The following is a 20,210-nucleotide window of genomic DNA, read 5'->3' on the forward strand; positions in this document are numbered from 1 at the left end:
CGACTTGCAAATCGCTATGGCGTCTGCAAAACGCAAATCCAATTCATCTCAAGGCGATATCGTTCCACAAGCTCGCGATCGCATTGTCTACTCAGAATTTGGTGACAATCCAGCCGCCTTTGAACGCGCCACCCCAGACCTGCCGCCCAATCAGCAAAATCTGCGCGTCCAAGCGTCTCGCAAAGGGCGCGGCGGCAAAACCGTCACGGTGATTTCTGGTTTTCAGTCGAATGAAGAGACGCTGACGGCACTGTTGAAGAAGCTGAAAGCGCAGTGTGGAGCAGGCGGAACGCTGAAAGACAACGAAATTGAAATTCAAGGCGATCACGCGCAAAAGCTCACGCAAATTCTCGTTGGTCTTGGCTATAAGGCGAAAGTGAGCGGTGGATCGGGCAAGTAGGTTTGCAAGGAATTGAGCGGTTGCTGTTTGAGCGGCGAGAAGTTGGCTAGGGCTGAATCGACGCAAGAATTTGACCAGACGATGTGGCTTGGCGATCGCTCATCGGGGTATGTCAGTGCCGTGACCGACGGGCGATCGCGCAATTTGGTAAGCAGAGCAGTGACAATTTGCGCTGAGCAACGGTTGACAGCCTCGCTATAATGGCTTGACTGATTGCGTTCAAAATAACCATTTCATTCAACTTGCCTGATTAGCTCCCCCTGCAATGGATATCAACAATTTGCCTCCGTACAACAATGAAACGATATTAGCTTTCGCTTTTGACGACAGAGACCCGCTACATCGTCGCTGGATTGAAGCGCTCAATTTGCAGCCCTACACGCAATATTCGCTGGAAGACGTGCAGGAAGCACTTGCAGCCGTGCTGGAAACAGGTGATCTAGAAGCCTGCGAACAAGCAGTGCGGGCTTTTGAATCATTTCGCGGCTATTTGGGCAAATGGCTAGAGCAGCAGCTTGAGCGCATGAATTTGTTAGCAACTGAGCATGGTGATGATGCTGTTTTTGCACTTGAAGTCGATTGGGAAGGCAATCTTTACAGCATGAATGTGCTCGAAAACGAAGCGAATTCTGAATCTTCTAGCAGTGACTAGATGCACGGTTCAGCTCGTCTGTTCAAATCTTTCCATGAAAGTTTGAAAAGAAATACTTCAGCTCATTTTCTTGAAGTATTCAAAAAAATCGATCGCCTCTTTATCAGATTTGTCCGGGAATCGATCGCGGTTCGCCGTATGGTCTGATCGATCGCTCTAAATTTAAGAAAGGCATCGATCGCTTTGCAGCCAGTTTTTTGACTGGCACATGCGAGAGATTACGGAATGAATGCGATCGTCACTGAAGCTGGTTTGGTATGCAACTCGATGAAGGAACTGGGAAGATGCGAAATTGTGGTGTGAGAAATTTGGGTTTGGCGCTGATGGCAACCTTGACATTCGGCAGCTTGACGATTGGAGCGATCGCGCCTGTTTCGGCTCAGGTTTTGCTGGAGCAGCAGGGCAACTTGCAGCCTGCCGAAGATGAATACACCTTCTCTGGTCAGGCTGGGCAAACGGTTGTGATTTCGCTGACCAGTCCGGATTTTGATACGGTGGTGCGTCTGCTCGATCCGAGCAATCAAGAAATTGCCGTCAACGACGATTATGGCCGCAGCCTCAATTCTCAAATTGTGCTGACGCTGCCTCGCACCGGAACCTACAAAGTAATGGCTCGCGCTTTCTCTGGCGGCGGCGGCAACTACTCAGTGACGGTTCGGCCTGCCACCGAGTACGATGAGGCGTTCGATCGCGCCTACAAATCGCTGCTTGAAGGCGACATGCAAACCGCGCTCACCAATTACGACAGCGCGATTCGCCTTGATCCAAATCAGCCAGATGCTTATCTGGGTCGGGCAGATGTACGGATTGCGCTAGCAGAAGGCCAATTTGGGGAAGAGGCGATCGCAGACTATCGCCGCGCTGCCGCACTGTATGAAGAATCGGGCAATCGCGAAATGGCTCAAATGCTGCGCGACCAGATTGAATACATGCTCAATCCGCCCGCTCCGATCGAGGAACCCACGCCCTAGCCGCAATCTGCAAGATAGTTAAATCGCTCGTCAGCGCCAGAGGATATCACTCTGGCGCTTTTTGCGATCGATGCCGCTATCCGCAGACTTTCTGCACGGTGGGATGCTGACTCACCGAATCCCACCACGATCGCAGCTTGGGCGTTTCCGACGTGATTTCGGCAAATTCTGGCGTTTTTGCCAGATAGATGAAAACGGGAATCACGTAGAAGTCCGCGATCGTCAGGTTGCTGCCGAGCAAATAAGGATTGAATTTGCCCAGCGATTCGATCGCTTCGGCGGCGGTTTTGGCAGGGGCGATCGCATCTTTGACTTTGTTTTCATCGGTTTGACCACCTTGAGACGGCACAATTAACCGCTGAATCACGATCGACTGAATCGCAGGCGCATAAAGGTGGCTGTCTACAATGCCCATCATCTGCCGCATTCGAGCGAGTTGCAGCGGTTCGGCAGGGCTGAACTTGCTGCTGGCAAAAACAGCGTCAAGATAGCCAACGATCGCCGCCGTTTCATACAGAAATTCTCCGTCAATTTCGATCGTTGGCACTTTGCCAAACGGATTTTTGCGGAGATAGTCGGGCGATCGATTTTCCCCAAAAATATCAACTGATTGAAGCTGATAGTCTGCGCCTGCTTCTTCAAGCAGCAAGCGAACAATGCGGACATAGACACTAATTGGAGTGCCGTAAACAGTCAGTGTCATTGCTTGTGATTCAACCCAAAAGCTAACAGCGCTTACAATAGCAATTTTTGCAAGCGATCGCTTCTACCCAAGTATTTATCCGCAGCTTGCTGCCAGTTCGATCGCACTGTCACGCGCTCGCGCCATCGGCAGTTCGATCGTAAATTCCGTTCCGCTTCCCAAGCTGGATCGGCAAATTAATTGACCGTCGTGATTCATCACAATTTGATAGCTAATTGACAGTCCCAGTCCAGTTCCTTTGCCAAGCGGTTTGGTGGTGAAAAACGGATCGAAAATGTGCTTTTGGAGGCTGGCATCCATTCCAGTGCCGTTGTCGGCAATTGCAATGCAGACGCGATCGCTCTCGACAAACGTGCGAATCGACAATTGAGGCTGCTGGCTGTGCCTCGCATCGATCGCGTCGATCGCGTTGCTGATTAAATTCATGAACACCTGATTAAGCTGACCGATGCAGCAGGCGATCGGCGGCAAATCGCCATCGTTGCGATCGACGCGAATCTCTGGTCGGGTCGATGTGGCTTTGAGGCGATGGCGCAGCAGCATCAACGTATTGTCGAGGCCAACGTGCAGATCGGCCAATTTGTGTCGCTCGTCGCTGCGAGAAAACTGCCGCAGCGAATCGACAATTTCGCGGATGCGATCGGCTCCGACCTGCAACGAGTTCAGCAGCTTCGGCAAATCTTCGCTCAAATAGTCCAGTTCGATTTGCTCGGTGACGGTCGCGATCGCCGCAGGCGGAACGGGAAAATGATTTTGGTAGACTTTCACCAGATGCAGCAAGTTCTGCATGTAGTCGCGCACGTGGGGCAAATTGCCGGAAATGAAGCTGAGCGGATTGTTGATCTCGTGTGCGACTCCGGCTACAAGCTGGCCGAGTGAAGCAATCTTTTCGGCGTGAATTAGTTGCGTTTGTGTTTGCTGAAGCTGATGGAGCGTGTGTTGCAGTTCTTGGGTTTGCAGTTGCAGTTGGGCGGTGCGCTGCTGCACACGTGCCTCTAGCTCTGCATTCAGCCGACGAACTTGTGCTTCGGCCTGTTGGCGATCGACGGTTTCCTGCGCGAGTTCTTTCAGGTTTCGCCGTAGCTCAAGCTGCGCGACGATCTGGCGGCTCAGCGCTTGCAGAGCGCTTGTTTGCCGATCAGTCAACTGGCGCGGCTGAAAGTCAATCACACAGAGCGTTCCCAGCGTGAACCCATCAGGCGTAACGAGGGGCGCACCTGCATAAAAGCGAATCTTTGGCGCATCCGTTACCAGCGAATTATCAGTAAAGCGATCGTCTTTTTGGGCATCTGAAACGACCAGCACGCGATCGGGCATCAGAATGGCATGGCTGCAAAACGACAAATCACGATGCGTCTGATCAACGCCGATCCCGACTCGCGATTTGAACCACTGGCGATCGCGATCGACCAAGCTGATCAGGGCGATCGGCGTTTCGCAGATATGGGCAGCAACCAGGGCAACATCGTCGTAAGCCGATTCTTCGATTGAATCTAAGATTTCATAGCTTCGCAGTTTTTTAAGGCGCTGTTCTTCGTTGCTGGGCAAAAACGCTTTCATGTCTGAGTAAACTAACCTAAAACTAGGCGATTGCAGCAAGTCATTTGGTAGATTGCTCCGACAAGCAAAGCTTGCGGTCAAGCAGGACGAAAGCAGCAGAAATGAACGTTATTGGGCAATCGCGAAACAGGAAATTAGCGCACCAAGCCTAAACTAACATATCCCTTTGTGTAGAGAAGTCCGAGAAATATAAAGTAATGGTGTGATTTATGTGACGCTCGATCGCATGATCTGACAACTTTTGTAATTTAGAATACATCATCGCTTTACATAGCGCGAATCATTTTTCTGCTTCTATAGTTGAAGGTGAAGAATTTAAGAAAAGTAGATGCAAACGCGCAAACTGGGCAGTTCACAAATTGAAATCACACCGATTATTTTTGGCACTTGGCAAGCTGGAAAAAGCGGCTGGGTCGGCATTGAAGACGATGCGGTGATTGAGGCAATGCAGGCCGCACTTGCCAGCGGCATTACCACATTTGATACGGCTGAAGTATATGGCAATGGCTACTCTGAACAGCTTGTGGGTAAAGCATTGGTGAACGATCGCAATCGCGTCATTCTCGCTACCAAAGTGTTTGCCAATCATCTCAAGAAAGATCAGGTGATTGAAGCGTGCGATCGCTCGCTAAAGAATCTGCAAACTGACTACATTGACCTGTATCAAATTCATTGGCCGACAGGTAGTTTCAATACTGAAATTGTGCCGATTGCTGAAACAATGGAAGCATTAAATATGCTCAAGCAGCAAGGTAAAATTCGGGCGATCGGCGTTTCCAATTTTTCTCGCAACCAGCTTGCCGAAGCGATGCAGTACGGTCGAGTTGACAGCTTGCAGCCGCCCTACAATCTGTTTTGGCGCGGTGTTGAACAAGACTTGATGCCCTACTGCGTTGAGCAAAATATTTCGATCGTCGCCTATTCGCCCCTCGCCCAAGGATTGCTGACCGGAAAATTCAAAGCCGATCACCAATTTCAAGAAGGCGACATTCGCCTCAAAAACAAACTGTTCAAAGGCGAAAATTACGATCGCGCTCAAGCCGCTTTGGATCAACTTAGACCAGTCGCCGATCGCTACCGCTGCACGCTCGGACAGCTCGCGATCGCGTGGCTGATCGCGCAGCCGCAAACCAGCGCGATCGTCGGTGCTCGCAATTCTGACCAAGCTCAACAAAACGCGCAAGCGGCCAACATCCAGCTTTCACCCGAAGATTTGGCGGCGATCGATGCGATCGGACGCAGCGTCACCGATCACCTGGACGACAATCCGGTGATGTGGGACTTTGCAGCTTGAGCTTACGGGGTGGACGGCAGCGGCGTGGCGATCGGCGCTTCTGCGGGCGTAGAGGCGGCAGGCGCGGTGACAGCGCAGGCGGCGGGCGGTTGCGTTTCCACAATGAACTGCTGCGAGCTTTCCGCTGTCTCTAAAAGCTGGGTGATGGCAAGATCCGCTTTCTGATTGGCCGTGTTGAGAATGCCTTGGTCGCAAGCGGTTTGCGTAATTTTTTGCAGCGTTTCTTGCTGCGCGATCGACTGAAGTTGCGGAGCGATGTCTGGCCCCAAGCCGAGGAAACCGCGATCGTAATCGAAAACGCGCGATCGAGTCACGTCAATTTTGCTGTCGAGAATTTGCGGAGCAGGCAGGCGCAGTGTCACAACATCGCCTGTCACCTGCACATCGTCTGGTCGCAGTTGGCTCAGGTCAATTCCGGCTCGCACTTCGCCATAGGCAATGTAGATCAGCTTGGTTGTTCCAACAACGTAGCCGCCAAAGGTGCGATCGCGACTGGTCGGCACAACCGCTTCCATCGCAAAAACCGCTGTGGTCAGTTCGCTCACCTGCTGAACGCGATCGACCACAATCGATCGGATATCCACCTGCGGAGCGGGCTGTGGCGGATTCAGGAGCGATCGTAAATCTTGAATGAAGCGATCGCCCGCTCGCCACAGGCCAAAGCCTACGAACGTGCCGCCGACCAGCAGGCCACCTGTCATCAGCAAAGACAACTGACTGATCAGCCCGACCAGCGGGCGCGGTTGGGATCGATCGAGTGGCTGGCGTGATCCTGTCATGGCTTGCAACCAGTTGGAACAAATGTACTAATCAATCTAGCATGGCGGAGATAAAAGATCGATCGCAATTTTGCTAGCAAGTTGCTAACGGTTGCTGCCGATCTTCTGTAAGAATAACGGTAAATCCCGAATCCTTCGACATTTTATGCTGATTAAGTCTACGACTCGCCATATTCGCATTTTTGCGGCTGAAGTTGATGGAAATGAAGCGTTTGTGGAGTCGTCCGATCGCCTAACGATCGACGTTGATCCCGACAACGAACTCATTTGGAACGACGACGCACTGCAAACGGTTTATCGCAAGTTTGAAGAACTCGTCGCGGGCTATGAAGGTGCAGATCTAACCGACTATAATTTGCGGCGGATTGGCTCGGATCTAGAGCATTTGGTGCGATCGCTGTTGCAGTCCGGCCAGATTTCCTACAATCTCAAAAGCCGAGTGCGAAACTACAGCCTTGGCTTGCCTCGCGTTTCGGCAGACGGCCCCGCCCTTTAAACGGTTCGAGCGGTATTGCGATCGAGTGGGATGATGGCGCAAGCAGGGTTGAGCTATCCTGATAAGACCCAACCTGGATGTGAAATGCCAAGGTAATGCTCTACTGCCCCAACTATAGCTGCCAGACTCCCAACCCGGAAACGCACAAGTTTTGCCAAAAGTGCCGAACGACGCTGCCAAAGCACTACCTGTGGGCGATCGGTGAACAGGTGGCGGCCACCAAACCAGGGGAACTGGTGCAAAGCCGTTTCTTGTGCAAGGTTCCAGGCGTTTTTCTTGACACCAAACCTGGGCTAATTGGCGAGCCTGCGATCGAAGTGCCGCCTTCCTTCACCAGCTATCTTAGGCTGTCGCCCTACCAGCTTCATGTCCCCCAGGTGTATGAAGTGCTGGACGCCAAAACCGTCATGCTCGACGAAGCAGCGGTCGCGGTGATGGCGAACGGCGAAGTGCAGGTGCTTCCAGCTTTGAAAGAAGTTTGGTCGCAAGCCTCCGCCCTGCGGCAGCTAAGCTGGCTGTGGCAAATTGCTTCCTTGTGGCAGCCGTTGTCGATCGAACACACCGCCGCCAGTTTGCTGCAAAATCAACTGCTTAGAGCAGAAGGCGGCATCGTTCGCCTGCTAGAGCTTGTGCCACCGCAAGACACCTCGCCAACATTGATGCAGCTTGGCGAACAGTGGGCACTGTGGACGCAAACTGCCGACCCAGCGATCGCCGAGTTTTTCGATCGCCTCTGCCATCAGTTGATTACCGGAGAAATTCGGCAGTCCGAACAGTTGGTCGATCTGCTCGATCGAGCGATGGAGACAATCGCCCAGGGGCAGCAGTTACAAATTCACATCGCCACCCGCACCGACCAAGGCCCGACGCGCCAGCGCAACGAAGACGCTTGCTTTCCGCCCAGCGGCACGGTGAAAACCTTGACGATTAGCGCCAATCAAACCGCTGCTGATCCGGCTTTGGCGATCGTCTGTGACGGCATCGGCGGACATCAAGGCGGCGATGTCGCGTCAAATCTGGCGATCGATACGTTGGGTGAACAGCTACAGGGCATTCACGCCGAACAATTGAATCCGGCTGAATTAACCGCCGCGCTGGAAGCCGCAGTTTGGGCAGCCAACGATCGCATCAGTCAGCGCAACGATAGCGAACAGCGGCTCGATCGCCAGCGCATGGGTACAACCCTTGTCATGAGCTTGGTGCGCGGCCACGAGCTATACACCACGCATGTCGGTGACAGCCGCGCCTATCGAATTACGCGCTGGGGCTGTCGGCAAGTCACGCTGGATGATGACATCGCCTCGCGGGAAGTGCGATTGGGCTACAGTGCTTACCGCGAAGCGCTGCAAAATCCCGGTTCCGGTTCGCTGATTCAAGCCCTGGGCATGGGCGCATCACACAGTCTGCATCCGACCGTGCAGCGGTTTGTGCTGGATGAAGACTGCGTATTTCTGTTGTGTTCGGATGGACTGAGCGATAACGATCGCGTCCACGAAATTTGGGACAGCGAAATTTTGCCGCTGCTCAACGGCGGCAATCTCAGCCGCGTCTGCGATCGACTCGTCGAACTAGCCAACACGCGCAACGGCCACGATAACGTCACGGTTGCTCTGCTGCACTGTCAGGTGAGCGATCGCGGTGTCGTCCCGCCGCTGAATCTGCCTGCGCTGCAATCGGTGACGACCTCACCAACTGCTACCGTTCCGGTTGCGCCCAAGGCGATCGCTCCCGCTACTGCCGCTCCACCACCTGCCGCCGCACCCAATTCAACCCTGAAAACGCAAATTGTTAAACCTGCGTCCACCAAACCACGCCTGCTACCGCTGCTGCTGAGCATTGTGATTTTGCTGGGCATTGGAGGCGGCTTGGCGGCCTTGCTGTTTCCCAGTTTGTTTGGCCGCCGGATTGCCTCGAATCCGTCTGATCCGCCAGATCCATCTCCAACAACTTCACCGACTGCAACTGCTTCGCCTGTTCCGCCGCTGCAAGTCAATTCGTTTTTGGCGATCGCCCCTGCCACCAATTCGCTCCCGCTCCTCGCTGAGCCGAGTACCGCAGGTTCAGCCGATGCCGTGCGGCAGCTACCAGTGGGAACAGTTTTGCAGGTGTTGAAGCGCCAAAGCAGCAATCAGGAGCGCTGGGTGCAGGTGCGCGTTTGTACGCTGCCCGATGCGCCTGCGGCGGGAACGCCCGCAACGGCGATCGACAAACTCAACGTCAAGCCTGGCGACACAGGCTGGCTGGCTGAAGCGACTGCTGCCCCGCTTGTCGCTCAGTCGCCTGCCACGATCGAGCAAGGCGCTTGCACACCCGCCGCTTCTCCGCCTGCTTCCCCCGCTTCAACTCCAGCAGGGAACCAGATAGACTGAAGAAGGAGAAGAAATTTAAGTCTTGCCAGGTTTTAACATCAGCGGTTTTATATGCCAGAGAGTCCTTGCCTGAGCGTGGCTATCGATCGCCTCACCGCAGCCCGACCCGACCACTACGCCATTTGGGTATTGCAGCCGCCTTATCCCAGCGGCTACGGCCATTTCGATCGAATTTGGCCGGACTCGCTGACGCAGATTTGGCAAACCTGGCACAGCCTCTATTCGATGCGCGGTCTGCCGGAAATTCCGAGAGTTCCGGTTGAGTACGTGGTTGCGCCGCCGCCGATCGCAACAGACGCCCAACCGAATATTCCGCCCGCCAGTCAGGGCAGCCGCGTCATGCAGCAGTTGGGCGTCTCGCTGTGGAAATGGCTGTTTGACGGTCCAATTCAAAGCAGCTTCGATCAAAGTCGCGGCATGGCGATCGGTCAAGGACTGCCGCTGCGCCTCAGGCTCGACATTCGCGACCCGGATTTGATCGCGCTGCCCTGGGAAATTATGCAGCCGCAAGAAGGAATGCAGGCAGTTTCGCTCAGCCAGCAGTTGCTCTTTAGCCGCACCAGTAGCGCAGTCGAGCCGCTGCCCGACTTGCGATCGGAACAAAGCCTCAACATTTTGCTCGTCCTGGGCTTGGAGCAAGATGGACAAAGCAACGCTCGGCTCCAGCTTGATGAAGAAGCCAGTGCCCTGTCGCGAATTTTGCAGCGATCGACCCTGGAGCAATCGACCGATGCGGCGACTGCTGCGCCGCCCTGCCGCTGCCAGGTGAAAACGCTGTTGCAGCCGAGCGCCGCTGAACTGGCACAGCACCTCGAAACCGAGCAGTACAACGTCTTTTTCTATTCGGGACATGGCGAAGTTGGTGCAGATGGTGGCCTGCTGTTTTTGGCCGACGATGCCACGATGAACGGTACGGAACTGGCGCAGGTGTTGAGCCGCTGCCGTGTCAAGCTGGCCGTGTTCAATTCCTGCTGGGGCGCACAGCCCGACGAAACGCAAAAAAAAGCGATGCCGCGATCGAGTCTGGCCGAAGTGCTGCTGCATCACGGCGTTCCGGCTGTGCTGGCGATGCGCGATTCGATCGAAGACCGCGAAGCCCTCAGCTTCATTCAAGTCTTTGCCCGCGAACTGGCGCAGCGCAAATCGATCGATCGGGCGGTGGCGATCGCTCGTCAGCATTTGCTCACCGAATACAAATTCAACTGGCCTGCCTGGACGCTTCCGGTTCTCTACATGCATCCGCAGTTTGATGGCGAACTGATTGCGGTCGATCGCAGCCGCACCGTCTTTCGCGAAAAAGAAGGCCGCAAGCCGCCGACCCCAACGGCAATTTTGCGATCGCTGGTTCCGCCCGCGAAAGTTTGCTCGATGCAGGGCGGCCTCATTCGGATTGGCCGCAGCGACAACAACGACTTTGTGCTCAGCGAAGAAGGAGTGTCGCGCGACCACGCCACGATCGTTCGCACGGCGATGGGCAATGGCACCCAGCCCGCTTACTTCTTGCGCGATTCGTCTCGCTATGGCACATACGTCGCCGAATCAAACGGCTGGCATCTCGTGCATCAGCGCGAAATTCCACTGCGATCGAAAATGCAGCTAAAATTTGGCAGCGAAGACAATTCGCCGCACGAATTTGTCATCCACGAGCCAGCGGCGAACTAAGCTTAACTTTGATCTCCGTCATTTGGCGGAGATTTTAACCAGTTGCGGAACTGGCCGGATTGGAAATGTAGGTATGTATCGTTAACCCCTAGATGATTAGGCATTAGGAGCAGGTCATGGCAGATTCGATGTTTTCTCGTGCAGAAATTGAACAAGATCTGCTGCAACTGATTTTGCAAGAGCAGGTGCAGTATCCTTGGAATCCGGCTGAGTCGGAAGCGTTTTTTGCGGGGATTGAAGCTGCAACTGCCGACGAGTGGGAAACTGGAGAACTCGCCGCACGAGGACACGCGATCGCCAGTCAGCTTGATTCGCTTTGGGCGCAGATCGATCAAACCGCCGCGACTCCCCAGGTCGCCACCTTGTTCTCGCGCGTTGCAGGCCGCGTCCCGCAGCAAATTATCGCGGGCATCGTGCAGCGATCGCAGCAGTTGATTACGTCAAATTTGTCGCTCACCGAGCGGATGGTGCAGTGTGTGCAGGAGTTTGTCGCGGACTGTAATCCCGAAGATCTGCTGCTGACCAGTCGGAAATTTGCGGTTGTGCGATCGCGCGGCACCACGAACAACTTTGTAGACACGGCATTACAGCAGGTGCGTGAAGCAGACTGGAGCGAACTTTCTGCTGGAGAGCAAGCCTTTTTGAGTTTGGCGATCGCTCATGCTGCCCTGACCGACGAACCTAAGGCAAGCGAGTAAAGCGGGTCGCAAAGTTAGAAGGTCGATTGGGCGAGAGCGCTCTGGCTTTGAGAATCGCCGCCGCCAAAAATGCGTAAGACAAGACGCCAACGATCGCCAGAACGACAATATTAAACACACCTGTCGCATTCCAAAGCGCGTGCAAACTTGCCGCACTTAGATAGCCGACTCCCAAAATTCGCCACCGATGATTCGGCTTCAGCACGCTCAAGCCGATGAAATAGCCAAAGTAGCCGCTGTAGGCCATGTGTCCAGCCACCAATCCCAGGATGCGCGGAATCAGCAGTTGCAAACCCAGCAGTTCACCCGACTGAATCGGCAGTGACGATTCTTGTGCGATCGCCGGAACGTACTGCCGCAAAGTTTCGATCAGCGCAAAGCCGACCGCAGCCGCCGCTCCCAGCAAAATACCGTCTAGCGGTTCGCTCACCTCGATCGACTTCCAGCGACGCGGCAAAATTGGCGTCACGCCGCACAGGACGAGAACCGGAATCGCTTTGAGCAGTTCTTCCATTAAGCCTGCGCCAAAAAACATCCGCACCAGCAGAACCGGAAACGGAATGAATTCGTCCGGAGCGGGAATTGCACCAGGCAGCAATTGGCGAAACACAAAGCCAAACACGGTCAGAATTGGGCTAAGCAAAATCAGCATCATGCTGGCTGCCACGCCCAGCAGCAGCCACCAGGGTTTGTGCTTGCCGCAAAGCTGGTAGACAAAATAAAACGCCGCGCCCGCTAGATACGCCGCCAGCAGCAAATTAAACGCGGTTGGCCGACCGATCGCCACAAACAGCAGCACGACAAACGCCACGTTCAACATCGCCGGAATCAAAAAGGCTTTGCGCGTTAAATCGCGCCCAGTCGAAACGATCGGCAAAAGCTGACTGAGCGTTACCTGATCGGGCGACGCGATCGAACTGGCCGCAGACGCGATCGACGCAGACTGCGGCTGCTCAAAGATAAACTGCGGTTCGCCCAAACCTAAAGCAATGCGATCGCCATTTTGCAGCAGCCGACAGCCGGAAACGCGCTGACCGTTGACAAACGTACCGTTGGCGCTGTTCAAATCGCAAATTTGCCAGCCGAATTCGATCGCGCAAACTTTCGCGTGCTGACGTGAAATGCCGCCAAAAAGCTGCGAGTCAAACACAATTTGACACTGCGGGTCGCGCCCGATTAGCACGTCTGCCGCATCGAGAGCAATGATGGGTGCGCCTGTGGCGATCGCAGCGGGCAGTCGTCGCAGTCGGGCTGAAGAAACAGAATTCATACGCAACAAAAAAGAGCAGCGTTTTGGCCGCTCTTTCACAATACGCTCATCAATTCATCATCCGCTACAGATTGGCTCGCGCATCGCGCACGGCGGCAAAGAAGCACACAACCGTCAGCGGAATGCTCAAGGCGAGGGTGACAGCGGTTGCAACCGTGCCCCACTGCGGCGCACCCGAAGAAAGCTCAAAGACCGAACCGACTGCGGCAATTCCCGCGATGCAAGAGCCAGCGAGAAACGCGCCGCTTTTGGGAGTCATCATGGTGAGATTTTCCTTATGCGATCGGTTTGACGGCTTGAGCAGAAAAGCCATACTTGGCGAGTTCTTGATTGAGCGCCAAAGTATTTTCGACGCGATCGACAAACATAATGCCGTTCAGGTGGTCAATCTCGTGCTGAATCACTCGCGCCAGCAGACCTTTGGCCGTGAAGCGCTGAAGCCGTCCGTTTTCGTCTTTGTAGGACACTTCCACGACTTCCGGGCGCGTCACATCGAGGAACACCTTGGGAATGCTGAGGCAGCCTTCTTGGATGACGCAGGTGTCACGGCTTTCCTGCTTAATTTCCGGGTTGATCATCACGATCGGCGGCGTCGCGGCTTCTTCGAGGTTGATATCGACCACGAGAATTTGCTTGCTGATGCCAATTTGTGGAGCGGCGAGGCCGATGCCGTCTTCGCTGTACATCGTTTGCAGCATTTCCTTCGCCAACTGCCGCACTTCGCTGTCGATTTTGCTGATGCGCTTGGCGGGCTGACGCAGGACTCGATCGCCCAGATAGTGCAGCTTTAACGGAGCCTTTGCCAGCTTTTTCTTTTCAACCAGAATTGGAGAGGTCATGGACTCGCAAACAAACGCAACTGTTCTCTTTTCATCTTAATCAATCTGATGCCGCTAGGGAAGTGGGTGAAGTTCGCCAAATTACGCTGCTACTGGCGCTGGCGAAATAGCTGTTGCAGCCGAATTTTGCTGGCGACATACAGCGGTAGCTGATAGTGTTCGGCCATCAGCCAAAACACCATCAAAAAGTGAATGGTGAAGGTGCCGATCGCCCAAGCAAGCGGAAACCACGCCCAAGCGCTATCTGGCAGAGGTGGAAACGTATAGGCCGACAGCCACACCAGAGCCGGAGGCAGCACGACTAAGACCGTACTGACAATCCAAATTACTGCCGTGAGATTAAACTCGTCGCGGTGGGCAACTTGCCAAGTCCGGCCATTCCAGCGCCAGGACATCGGCTGCGAACTATCCACCACCTGTAGCGATTGATCGTTCAAATTTGCCGTAAAAATATGCCGACAAAAATCGCAGGCAAACGCATCCATCAGCGTCAATCCGGCGATCTGCCCGTGACGGCAAACCGGACACAAATACTGTCCTTGAAAATTTAGCGGCCTGAGTTCGCGGCTCGCAGTTTTGTTGGCGCGGAATTCAGTTCGGCTCATAGTTCTTCGCACACACTCAATTCATAGTAGCGATTTGCTGAACGCTACTGCACACCTGCCCCAACCGATCGACTCACCTCCACGCCATCCTGCTCAAAAACGACGATCGCCTCTTCGCCCGTGCCCACCTCGATCCGCTTCACCAAAACGCGCCCGCCCGCCAAGCGATCGCCCACGCTGACATAGCGACTGCCTTCTTGCGGAGATTGCACGATTGCACTGGTTTGTCCGCTTGTCTGCACGACGCCGCTCACTGCAATCGATCGGGCAAGTTCCGCAGTGGGTCTGATAGGAGTTGCTTGTGGTGTAGGAGAACTAGGGGCAGGACGAACGGCAACGGGTGCAACAGGACTCGGATTGCTTTGTAAACTGGGACGGGCAGCGGTCGATGCGTTTGGAGTCGTCGGACGATTTGAACGCGCTGGGAGCGATGCTGGACTCGATCGCACTGAAGCCGCAGCCTGAACCGCCACCGTCGGAGTGGAACTGCGTGGACGGGCGGCTGGCGAAACGGTGACGCGGGGCGTTGTCGTCACGTTTGCATAAGGGTTGCTGCGTCCTGCATCAATTTGGGAAACGCGAGCAGTGGCCGAAGTCGGTGGAATCAAATTGGGGACGGGCAAAACGGACGGGGCGGGCGGAACTGCACCCAGCGGCGAAGCTACTGACCCGGTCGGAGACTGAGCCGCTTGGGGAGCAGCCAGTGGCGATACGACAACAGTTGTCGTCGGTGCAGTTTGATTTGAGGCTTGGTGTTGTCCGCAGCTTGCGATCGCCAGCAACAGCCCGATCGAGCCGATCCAACTGTTTGTCTTCATGGCAGCGCTACCCTAAAAAACATTTTTCCTAGAATAGCGATAATCGCCCGACCGAGGCCGAGCGATCTGCAAAGAAACGTTACGACAGTTTATTCGCGATGGGCGTGATGCTGCGTGAACGATCGATAGACCGCATCGCGATCGTACAGATGGCAGCGATCGACAATTTCGCGCATCATTTTCCAGGAGAACTGGCGCTCTGGCTGCATCCAGGCTCCCCAAAATTGCTGCAAACTGCGATGCGCCATCCACAAATTGTAGGAAGGAATTGCCGTTGAAATATGGTGCGGCACATGCACGCTGATGTCGTGGCAGAGCCATTCTACCCAGCGCGGATAGTTGCAGTGAACCGTTCCCATGAGCTGAGCTTGAGCGGCATTCCAAGAGGCGATCGGCTCAAAGGCAATGTCAGGATCGGTGTGATGCACAAGCGTAAAGGTACTCATCCAGAAATGATAGGCCAGCCAAGGCATCAGCCAGAATTTAACAAAGCCCCAAAGTCCTGTTGTGGCAAGCAGGAGGGGAAAAGCGATCGCGGCAAACGTGACCACAGCGGCGATCGAAACAGCAACCTTTTTACGGTCTTTCGCTGCGAAGTTGCGTAGATCAAAATGCAGGCCGACCCAGTGGACGATCGAAGCAATCCACCACAGGCGACCGCGCAAAGCCGCATAGCCTTTGCGACCCAAAACGTTCATCTGGTCGTAATCGTCCGGTTGCCAAGGCTGCCAAGCATTATCGATGTCGAGCTTGTTGGTGTGCTTGTGGTGGAAGTCGTGCAGGATGCGCCAGCTATGAAACGGGTAGACCAGCGGCAGCATCAGCAGATGGCCGACCCAATCATTCACCCAGCGGCGTTTGGCGAACGATCGATGTCCGCAGTCATGCGCCAGCACAAACAGTCCGGTTGCCGCTGTTCCGGTAAACAACCAGGCGATCGGCAGCAAAAACCAAGGAGAAAAGGCGATCGCCAGTTCGCCCAAGCTCACCATCGCAAGGCTGATTGCAACTGCCGTCCACGCTTTGCGCGGCTGCTTCTCGAAGCATTCTTTGGGGAGCGTGCGTAAAATTTGTTTTAAGTGAGTGGGAGGCAACTGTGGCAGATCAGTCGCGATCGGTTTTACCGGGGATACAGTCATGGATGGAAAAACTTTCTCCAGATCAATTGGCAGACATGGCAAGCGCCCCGTCGATGAGGCGGGAAGATCAAGGCTTAAACTCAAATTTGTCAGGTTTCAACCCGACTTAATCTGTAACGAAATATGAATCAAGCCTTCATTTTTATACCATGCGCTGAGGGCAATCGCGCAGCTATCCAAAAGCAATGCGGCGATCGCATGGCAGACAAATTGCAGTTGAACTACGGCTTGAGTCGCGATTGCCTGTCATCGGATCTACGCGATGTGACCGCAACAAAACAGGTTAGAAACAGCAGAATTGCTTCTTGTTCCTAACCTGTTTCGCTTTGCCGAATTTGCCAGCTACAAATCCGACTTCATCGTGGAAAGCCGCTGCTCTTTGAGGGCTTGAAGCTGCTGCAACAGCGCTTCGGCGTCGGCCTGGAGATGCTGTAGCTCGGTGGCGCAGTTGCCGTGTAGCGGCAGGCGAGAACTGCTAGCGGGCTGGGGGGCAGACTGGGAGACTTGGGGGATTAATGTTTGACTAGTCATTTGTACTTACTCACACCATTTCGGTATTGTAACGTAATCTGCTGATTTGAAGGTAGAGGATGTATCGATTTGTGCCAAGGGTTTTGTGCCGCTTTCAATTTCCGCTAGAAGTGGAACAGAAGCACAAATTCATGTTCTTTGTTGATTGAGTCCGATCGCCCGCAATCATACATCTGCCCTGTGGATGATGCCCCTTTTGTGTCGCGAAGTGACTGCGCTAAACTAAGAGACTGCTTCCTTTGCAATTGAGCTTGTTGACGCCGTGACTTTCAGTTTGTTCTCCAATCCTGCTTCGATTTCTCACTCTTCAACTTGGCCGGGACTGATCCGGGCGTATCAAGCTTATTTGCCTGTCACGGAACAAACGCCGATCGTCACGCTGCTCGAAGGCAATACGCCGCTGATTCCCGCTCCGGCCATTGCGCGGGCGATCGATCGCGATGTGCAGGTTTGGCTGAAGTACGATGGCCTCAATCCGACAGGCAGCTTCAAAGATCGCGGCATGACAATGGCGATCTCAAAAGCCAAAGAAGCCAAAGCAGAAGCCGTGATCTGCGCCAGTACCGGAAACACTTCAGCCGCTGCTGCTGCCTATGCCCGACGCGGCGGAATGCGAGCCTATGTCTTGATCCCCGATGGCTATGTGGCAACAGGCAAGCTGGCTCAGGCGTTGCTGTATGGAGCGGAAGTTCTGTCAATTCAGGGAAATTTCGATCGCGCCCTGTCGATCGCCCGCAAGGTGGCCGATGAATATCCGGTTACGCTCGTCAATTCGCTCAATCCCTATCGGCTGGAAGGTCAAAAAACCGCTGCTTTTGAAATTATTGATGTTTTGGGCACGGCTCCCGACTGGCTCTGCATTCCCGTTGGGGCGGCAGGAAATATCAGCGCCTACTGGATGGGCTTTTGTCAGTATCATCAAGACGGCAAGAGCGATCGCCTGCCTCGGATGATGGGCTTTCAGGCGGCGGGCGCGGCTCCACTGGTAGGCGGCGAACCGATCGAGCATCCCGAAACGATCGCGACCGCGATTCGGATTGGCAATCCGGCCAGTTGGGGCAAAGCGATCGCCGTCCGCGATGCCAGTCAAGGCGAATTTCATGCCGTGACGGATGAAGAAATTTTGGCGGCTTATCGAATGCTGGCTTCGGAAGAAGGCATTTTTTGCGAGCCTGCCAGCGCTGCCTCGGTTGCTGGACTGCTGAAGGTGAAAGACCGAGTGCCAGCGGGCGCAAAAATCGTCTGCGTCCTGACCGGAAACGGACTGAAAGATCCCGACACGGCGATCGCCCACTGCAACGTGCAGCTCAAAGGCGGCATCACTCCGACGCTGGAGGCGGTGGCGCAGGCAATGGGTTTTTAGCGCGTTCTTTCGCCAGCAAATCCACCGTATCGCCCAAGGCGCTCGTCAGGTCTTTGCGCGTCTTGGCATGTTCGGCTTGCTCGGCGCGAAGCGCTTGCATCAGGCGATCGCACTCGCTCAAAGCGGTGGCCAGCCGTTCTTTCAGCGCATCCGGCGGCATTTCGGCAATGGATTCGATCGATCCCGCATCAACAGCGATGCTGGAGGGAGAACGCAGGACATCAAGTTCTGCTTGCAGGCGGGCGATCGACTGTTGGGCAATAGCGGCATCGCTGCGGCGCTGTTTGGCTTCGGTTTCGTAGAGCGATCGCCATCGGGCAGCACTCGCATAGGCTTCTTCGCGTTCTTGGTTGGCGCGATCGATGCTTTGCCGTAACGATTCAATTTCTGCGAGCCACTGCCGGACATCCTGAGTCATCGCTGTTTCATGCCGAGATGGGTAGAAGTCTAGAACAAAATCTGCGTCACTGCGGGCGGAGCCGGAAGCACAATCAGGACGAGCAGCGAAAGCGCCATCAGGCCAAGGAAGTCGCGGCGGTTGTCGAGATCGCTCACGTCGTTCAGCGCAGGCTCGTCCACGACGGGCATAAAGAACAGCAAAATCGCCCACAGCAAATATTCTTGCACCTTCAAGGCAAGCGCCAGCACAATCAGGCGTGACACCTGCCCAATGACTGCACCAACCCGCTGACCAAACATCGCGTGAACCATGTGGCCGCCGTCAAGCTGACCCACAGGCATCAGGTTTAGAGCGGTCACGACCAAGCCTAAGCAGCCTGCAACGGCGATCGGATGCAGCTTCAGCGCGCTTTCTGCCGTAAACTGACTGCCCAGCGCCATTTTCGAGAGCAGCGTCAGCAACAGTGAATTGGTCGGCGTAAATGACGTGAAATTGAGCAGGCTGGAGGTTTCTCCGAGTTCGGTCGGCGTGGAGTGTGCCAAGCCCCAAATCAACAGCGGCAGGGCAACGAGAAATCCGGCCAGGGGGCCAGCAATGCCGACATCGAATAGCGCTTTGCGGTTGGGGACGGGCGATCGCATCTGAATAAACGCGCCAAACGTGCCAAACGGAAAAAACGCCGCTGGCGGAACCGGAATGAAATAAGGCAGCGTAGCGCGAATTCGATAGCGCCGGGCGGCGAAATAGTGCGCGAGTTCATGCGTTCCCAAAATTGCCATTAGTGAGAGCGCATACGGCAATCCTTGCCGCAACAAGCCGATATTGTCCTGAAGCTGTTCCTCCGTCACACCTGCAATCACGGTTCCCGCCAAGGTGGTCGTGAAAATGGTTGCCAGCAGCAGCCCGATCGCCCAGCCCGGACGAGTCAATCGCGCCTGCGATTGCGTTTGCGCGATCGTGTTTGGCACAAGCGCAAAGAACGGTTTGCCGTTGAGTCCTTCTTGAAAAACGACCAGGAATCGATCGCCAAACTGCTGCTGAATATTTTCCTGAATCGTTTTGTAGGCGACTTCGGGCGAAGTGCGGAGTTGACCACGACAGATCAAAGCTTGCGGGCGATATTCGACATTTTGCAGATAGTAGACCGACCAGGGGAAGCAGTTTTGCAGCGCGGCTTCTTCTTCTTTGTCGATCGGGCGCAGAACCGGACGGGGATCAAGCGCGGGGATGGGCGATCGCTGCTGCGAGGCGGTTGCTTCGGGTTGTCCAGGCTGCGAGGTGGCAGCAGATTTGGCGGGTCTGCCCCACTGAATCAGCAAGTAGTAAAGAATTGGACAGGCGATGAAGGGGCCAAACAGCAGCAGCACAGGCATTCGTTCGTTTTCGCCATTCATCAAAATCCAGCCCGTCCAAATAAAAGCAGGTGTCATCATCACCAGCCACAGCACCCAGACAGGCGTGCGCGTAATGTTGGCGACGCTGCGCTGCACGATTAGATAGGTAAAAAGTCCTAACAAAAGTAGCCAGATGATCATGCTGTGGCTTTGGGTGAAGTGAACACAAATGCTGTCGATCGATCAAACCAAACAGCATACCTCAATCTTTAGGATACCTTTTTGGAGAAAAGCTTGAATTGACGCGATCGAAAGCTTTTCTTTTAA

Annotated in this window: 21 protein-coding genes; 9 read left to right on the forward strand and 12 right to left on the reverse strand. The window is 54.6% G+C overall.

Annotated features, from left to right (window positions below; translation table 11 throughout):
* The first annotated feature begins 16 nt into the window (after positions 1 to 16).
* From H6F67_RS20110 to H6F67_RS20120, 3 genes are all read left to right on the forward strand, one after another.
* A complete protein-coding gene (locus H6F67_RS20110; RefSeq protein ID WP_190768425.1) occupies positions 17 to 400 on the forward strand; it encodes a translation initiation factor in 384 nt (127 codons plus the stop codon).
* Positions 401 to 665: 265 nt separating this feature from the next.
* Entirely contained in the window at positions 666 to 1,052 is a 387-nt protein-coding gene (locus H6F67_RS20115) for a hypothetical protein (protein WP_190768426.1), read from the forward strand.
* A gap of 284 nt (positions 1,053 to 1,336) precedes the next feature.
* Positions 1,337 to 2,023: a PPC domain-containing protein gene (locus tag H6F67_RS20120; protein WP_190768427.1), complete on the forward strand. Its 687-nt coding sequence runs from the start codon at positions 1,337 to 1,339 to the stop codon at positions 2,021 to 2,023.
* Between the two features lie 76 nt (positions 2,024 to 2,099).
* Here the strand turns inward: H6F67_RS20120 and H6F67_RS20125 are convergent, their stop codons facing one another.
* Complete coding sequence (locus H6F67_RS20125; RefSeq protein WP_190768428.1) at positions 2,100 to 2,726, reverse strand: glutathione S-transferase family protein; 627 nt, start codon at positions 2,724 to 2,726, stop codon at positions 2,100 to 2,102.
* Between the two features lie 75 nt (positions 2,727 to 2,801).
* Positions 2,802 to 4,286 (reverse strand): ATP-binding protein, encoded by a 1,485-nt coding sequence (locus H6F67_RS20130; protein WP_190768429.1) that lies wholly within the window; start codon positions 4,284 to 4,286, stop codon positions 2,802 to 2,804.
* A gap of 328 nt (positions 4,287 to 4,614) precedes the next feature.
* On the opposite strand from H6F67_RS20130, the gene H6F67_RS20135 reads away from it, so the two are divergent.
* Entirely contained in the window at positions 4,615 to 5,580 is a 966-nt protein-coding gene (locus H6F67_RS20135) for an aldo/keto reductase (RefSeq protein WP_190768430.1), read from the forward strand.
* 2 nt (positions 5,581 to 5,582) lie between these two features.
* Here H6F67_RS20135 and H6F67_RS20140 read toward each other — a convergent pair whose 3' ends face one another.
* Positions 5,583 to 6,359, reverse strand: a complete 777-nt coding sequence (locus H6F67_RS20140; RefSeq protein ID WP_190768431.1) for a DUF4230 domain-containing protein — start codon at positions 6,357 to 6,359, stop codon at positions 5,583 to 5,585.
* Between the two features lie 145 nt (positions 6,360 to 6,504).
* Between H6F67_RS20140 and H6F67_RS20145 the strand changes: the two genes are divergently transcribed.
* From H6F67_RS20145 to H6F67_RS20160, 4 genes are all read left to right on the forward strand, one after another.
* Positions 6,505 to 6,855: an NAD(P)H-quinone oxidoreductase subunit M gene (locus H6F67_RS20145; RefSeq protein ID WP_190768432.1), complete on the forward strand. Its 351-nt coding sequence runs from the start codon at positions 6,505 to 6,507 to the stop codon at positions 6,853 to 6,855.
* 95 nt (positions 6,856 to 6,950) lie between these two features.
* Positions 6,951 to 9,224 (forward strand): protein phosphatase 2C domain-containing protein, encoded by a 2,274-nt coding sequence (locus H6F67_RS20150; protein WP_190768433.1) that lies wholly within the window; start codon positions 6,951 to 6,953, stop codon positions 9,222 to 9,224.
* A gap of 51 nt (positions 9,225 to 9,275) precedes the next feature.
* Positions 9,276 to 10,886, forward strand: coding sequence for a CHAT domain-containing protein (locus H6F67_RS20155; protein ID WP_190768434.1), 1,611 nt, complete (start codon positions 9,276 to 9,278; stop codon positions 10,884 to 10,886).
* Positions 10,887 to 11,002: 116 nt separating this feature from the next.
* Entirely contained in the window at positions 11,003 to 11,584 is a 582-nt protein-coding gene (locus H6F67_RS20160; protein ID WP_190768435.1) for a hypothetical protein, read from the forward strand.
* Here H6F67_RS20160 and H6F67_RS20165 read toward each other — a convergent pair.
* The 7 genes from H6F67_RS20165 to H6F67_RS20195 all read right to left on the reverse strand — a co-directional run bounded on the left by H6F67_RS20165 (position 11,568) and on the right by H6F67_RS20195 (position 16,786).
* Positions 11,568 to 12,854, reverse strand: a complete 1,287-nt coding sequence (locus tag H6F67_RS20165; protein ID WP_190768436.1) for a PrsW family glutamic-type intramembrane protease — start codon at positions 12,852 to 12,854, stop codon at positions 11,568 to 11,570. The genes H6F67_RS20160 and H6F67_RS20165 overlap by 17 nt on opposite strands.
* Before the next feature lie 64 nt (positions 12,855 to 12,918).
* On the reverse strand, positions 12,919 to 13,116 hold the full coding sequence (locus H6F67_RS20170) for a hypothetical protein (protein WP_199304538.1): 198 nt from the start codon (positions 13,114 to 13,116) through the stop codon (positions 12,919 to 12,921).
* A 13-nt stretch (positions 13,117 to 13,129) separates the two neighbouring features.
* Positions 13,130 to 13,693, reverse strand: a complete 564-nt coding sequence (gene def, locus H6F67_RS20175; RefSeq protein ID WP_190768437.1) for a peptide deformylase — start codon at positions 13,691 to 13,693, stop codon at positions 13,130 to 13,132.
* An 89-nt stretch (positions 13,694 to 13,782) separates the two neighbouring features.
* Positions 13,783 to 14,298: a hypothetical protein gene (locus H6F67_RS20180; protein WP_190768438.1), complete on the reverse strand. Its 516-nt coding sequence runs from the start codon at positions 14,296 to 14,298 to the stop codon at positions 13,783 to 13,785.
* Between the two features lie 44 nt (positions 14,299 to 14,342).
* On the reverse strand, positions 14,343 to 15,116 hold the full coding sequence (locus H6F67_RS20185) for a hypothetical protein (RefSeq protein WP_190768439.1): 774 nt from the start codon (positions 15,114 to 15,116) through the stop codon (positions 14,343 to 14,345).
* Between the two features lie 89 nt (positions 15,117 to 15,205).
* A complete protein-coding gene (locus H6F67_RS20190) occupies positions 15,206 to 16,255 on the reverse strand; it encodes a fatty acid desaturase (protein ID WP_190768440.1) in 1,050 nt (349 codons plus the stop codon).
* Between the two features lie 342 nt (positions 16,256 to 16,597).
* Positions 16,598 to 16,786 (reverse strand): hypothetical protein, encoded by a 189-nt coding sequence (locus tag H6F67_RS20195; RefSeq protein WP_190768441.1) that lies wholly within the window; start codon positions 16,784 to 16,786, stop codon positions 16,598 to 16,600.
* 262 nt (positions 16,787 to 17,048) lie between these two features.
* On the opposite strand from H6F67_RS20195, the gene thrC reads away from it, so the two are divergent.
* Positions 17,049 to 18,149, forward strand: a complete 1,101-nt coding sequence (gene thrC / locus H6F67_RS20200; RefSeq protein WP_313926872.1) for a threonine synthase — start codon at positions 17,049 to 17,051, stop codon at positions 18,147 to 18,149.
* Here the strand turns inward: thrC and H6F67_RS20205 are convergent.
* Together H6F67_RS20205 and H6F67_RS20210 are read right to left on the reverse strand one after the other, a co-directional pair.
* Entirely contained in the window at positions 18,106 to 18,567 is a 462-nt protein-coding gene (locus H6F67_RS20205) for a hypothetical protein (protein ID WP_190768442.1), read from the reverse strand. The two genes, thrC and H6F67_RS20205, sit on opposite strands and share 44 nt — an antisense overlap.
* Before the next feature lie 29 nt (positions 18,568 to 18,596).
* Complete coding sequence (locus H6F67_RS20210; RefSeq protein WP_190768443.1) at positions 18,597 to 20,084, reverse strand: site-2 protease family protein; 1,488 nt, start codon at positions 20,082 to 20,084, stop codon at positions 18,597 to 18,599.
* Between the last annotated feature and the right edge of the window lie 126 nt (positions 20,085 to 20,210).

This window comes from Microcoleus sp. FACHB-1515 (assembly GCF_014696105.1).
Lineage (GTDB): Bacteria > Cyanobacteriota > Cyanobacteriia > Elainellales > Elainellaceae > JAAUTJ01.

Excerpts from the sequence above, each read along its gene's own strand:
- H6F67_RS20110 (WP_190768425.1), top strand. The coding sequence starts at position 17 with ATGGCGTCTGCAAAACGCAAATCCAATTCATCTCAAGGCGATATCGTT.
- H6F67_RS20115 (WP_190768426.1), top strand. The coding sequence starts at position 666 with ATGGATATCAACAATTTGCCTCCGTACAACAATGAAACGATATTAGCT.
- H6F67_RS20120 (WP_190768427.1), top strand. The coding sequence starts at position 1,337 with ATGCGAAATTGTGGTGTGAGAAATTTGGGTTTGGCGCTGATGGCAACC.
- H6F67_RS20125 (WP_190768428.1), bottom strand. The coding sequence starts at position 2,726 with ATGACACTGACTGTTTACGGCACTCCAATTAGTGTCTATGTCCGCATT.
- H6F67_RS20130 (WP_190768429.1), bottom strand. The coding sequence starts at position 4,286 with ATGAAAGCGTTTTTGCCCAGCAACGAAGAACAGCGCCTTAAAAAACTG.
- H6F67_RS20135 (WP_190768430.1), top strand. The coding sequence starts at position 4,615 with ATGCAAACGCGCAAACTGGGCAGTTCACAAATTGAAATCACACCGATT.
- H6F67_RS20140 (WP_190768431.1), bottom strand. The coding sequence starts at position 6,359 with ATGACAGGATCACGCCAGCCACTCGATCGATCCCAACCGCGCCCGCTG.
- H6F67_RS20145 (WP_190768432.1), top strand. The coding sequence starts at position 6,505 with ATGCTGATTAAGTCTACGACTCGCCATATTCGCATTTTTGCGGCTGAA.
- H6F67_RS20150 (WP_190768433.1), top strand. The coding sequence starts at position 6,951 with ATGCTCTACTGCCCCAACTATAGCTGCCAGACTCCCAACCCGGAAACG.
- H6F67_RS20155 (WP_190768434.1), top strand. The coding sequence starts at position 9,276 with ATGCCAGAGAGTCCTTGCCTGAGCGTGGCTATCGATCGCCTCACCGCA.
- H6F67_RS20160 (WP_190768435.1), top strand. The coding sequence starts at position 11,003 with ATGGCAGATTCGATGTTTTCTCGTGCAGAAATTGAACAAGATCTGCTG.
- H6F67_RS20165 (WP_190768436.1), bottom strand. The coding sequence starts at position 12,854 with ATGAATTCTGTTTCTTCAGCCCGACTGCGACGACTGCCCGCTGCGATC.
- H6F67_RS20170 (WP_199304538.1), bottom strand. The coding sequence starts at position 13,116 with ATGATGACTCCCAAAAGCGGCGCGTTTCTCGCTGGCTCTTGCATCGCG.
- def (WP_190768437.1), bottom strand. The coding sequence starts at position 13,693 with ATGACCTCTCCAATTCTGGTTGAAAAGAAAAAGCTGGCAAAGGCTCCG.
- H6F67_RS20180 (WP_190768438.1), bottom strand. The coding sequence starts at position 14,298 with ATGAGCCGAACTGAATTCCGCGCCAACAAAACTGCGAGCCGCGAACTC.
- H6F67_RS20185 (WP_190768439.1), bottom strand. The coding sequence starts at position 15,116 with ATGAAGACAAACAGTTGGATCGGCTCGATCGGGCTGTTGCTGGCGATC.
- H6F67_RS20190 (WP_190768440.1), bottom strand. The coding sequence starts at position 16,255 with ATGACTGTATCCCCGGTAAAACCGATCGCGACTGATCTGCCACAGTTG.
- H6F67_RS20195 (WP_190768441.1), bottom strand. The coding sequence starts at position 16,786 with ATGACTAGTCAAACATTAATCCCCCAAGTCTCCCAGTCTGCCCCCCAG.
- H6F67_RS20205 (WP_190768442.1), bottom strand. The coding sequence starts at position 18,567 with ATGACTCAGGATGTCCGGCAGTGGCTCGCAGAAATTGAATCGTTACGG.
- H6F67_RS20210 (WP_190768443.1), bottom strand. The coding sequence starts at position 20,084 with ATGATCATCTGGCTACTTTTGTTAGGACTTTTTACCTATCTAATCGTG.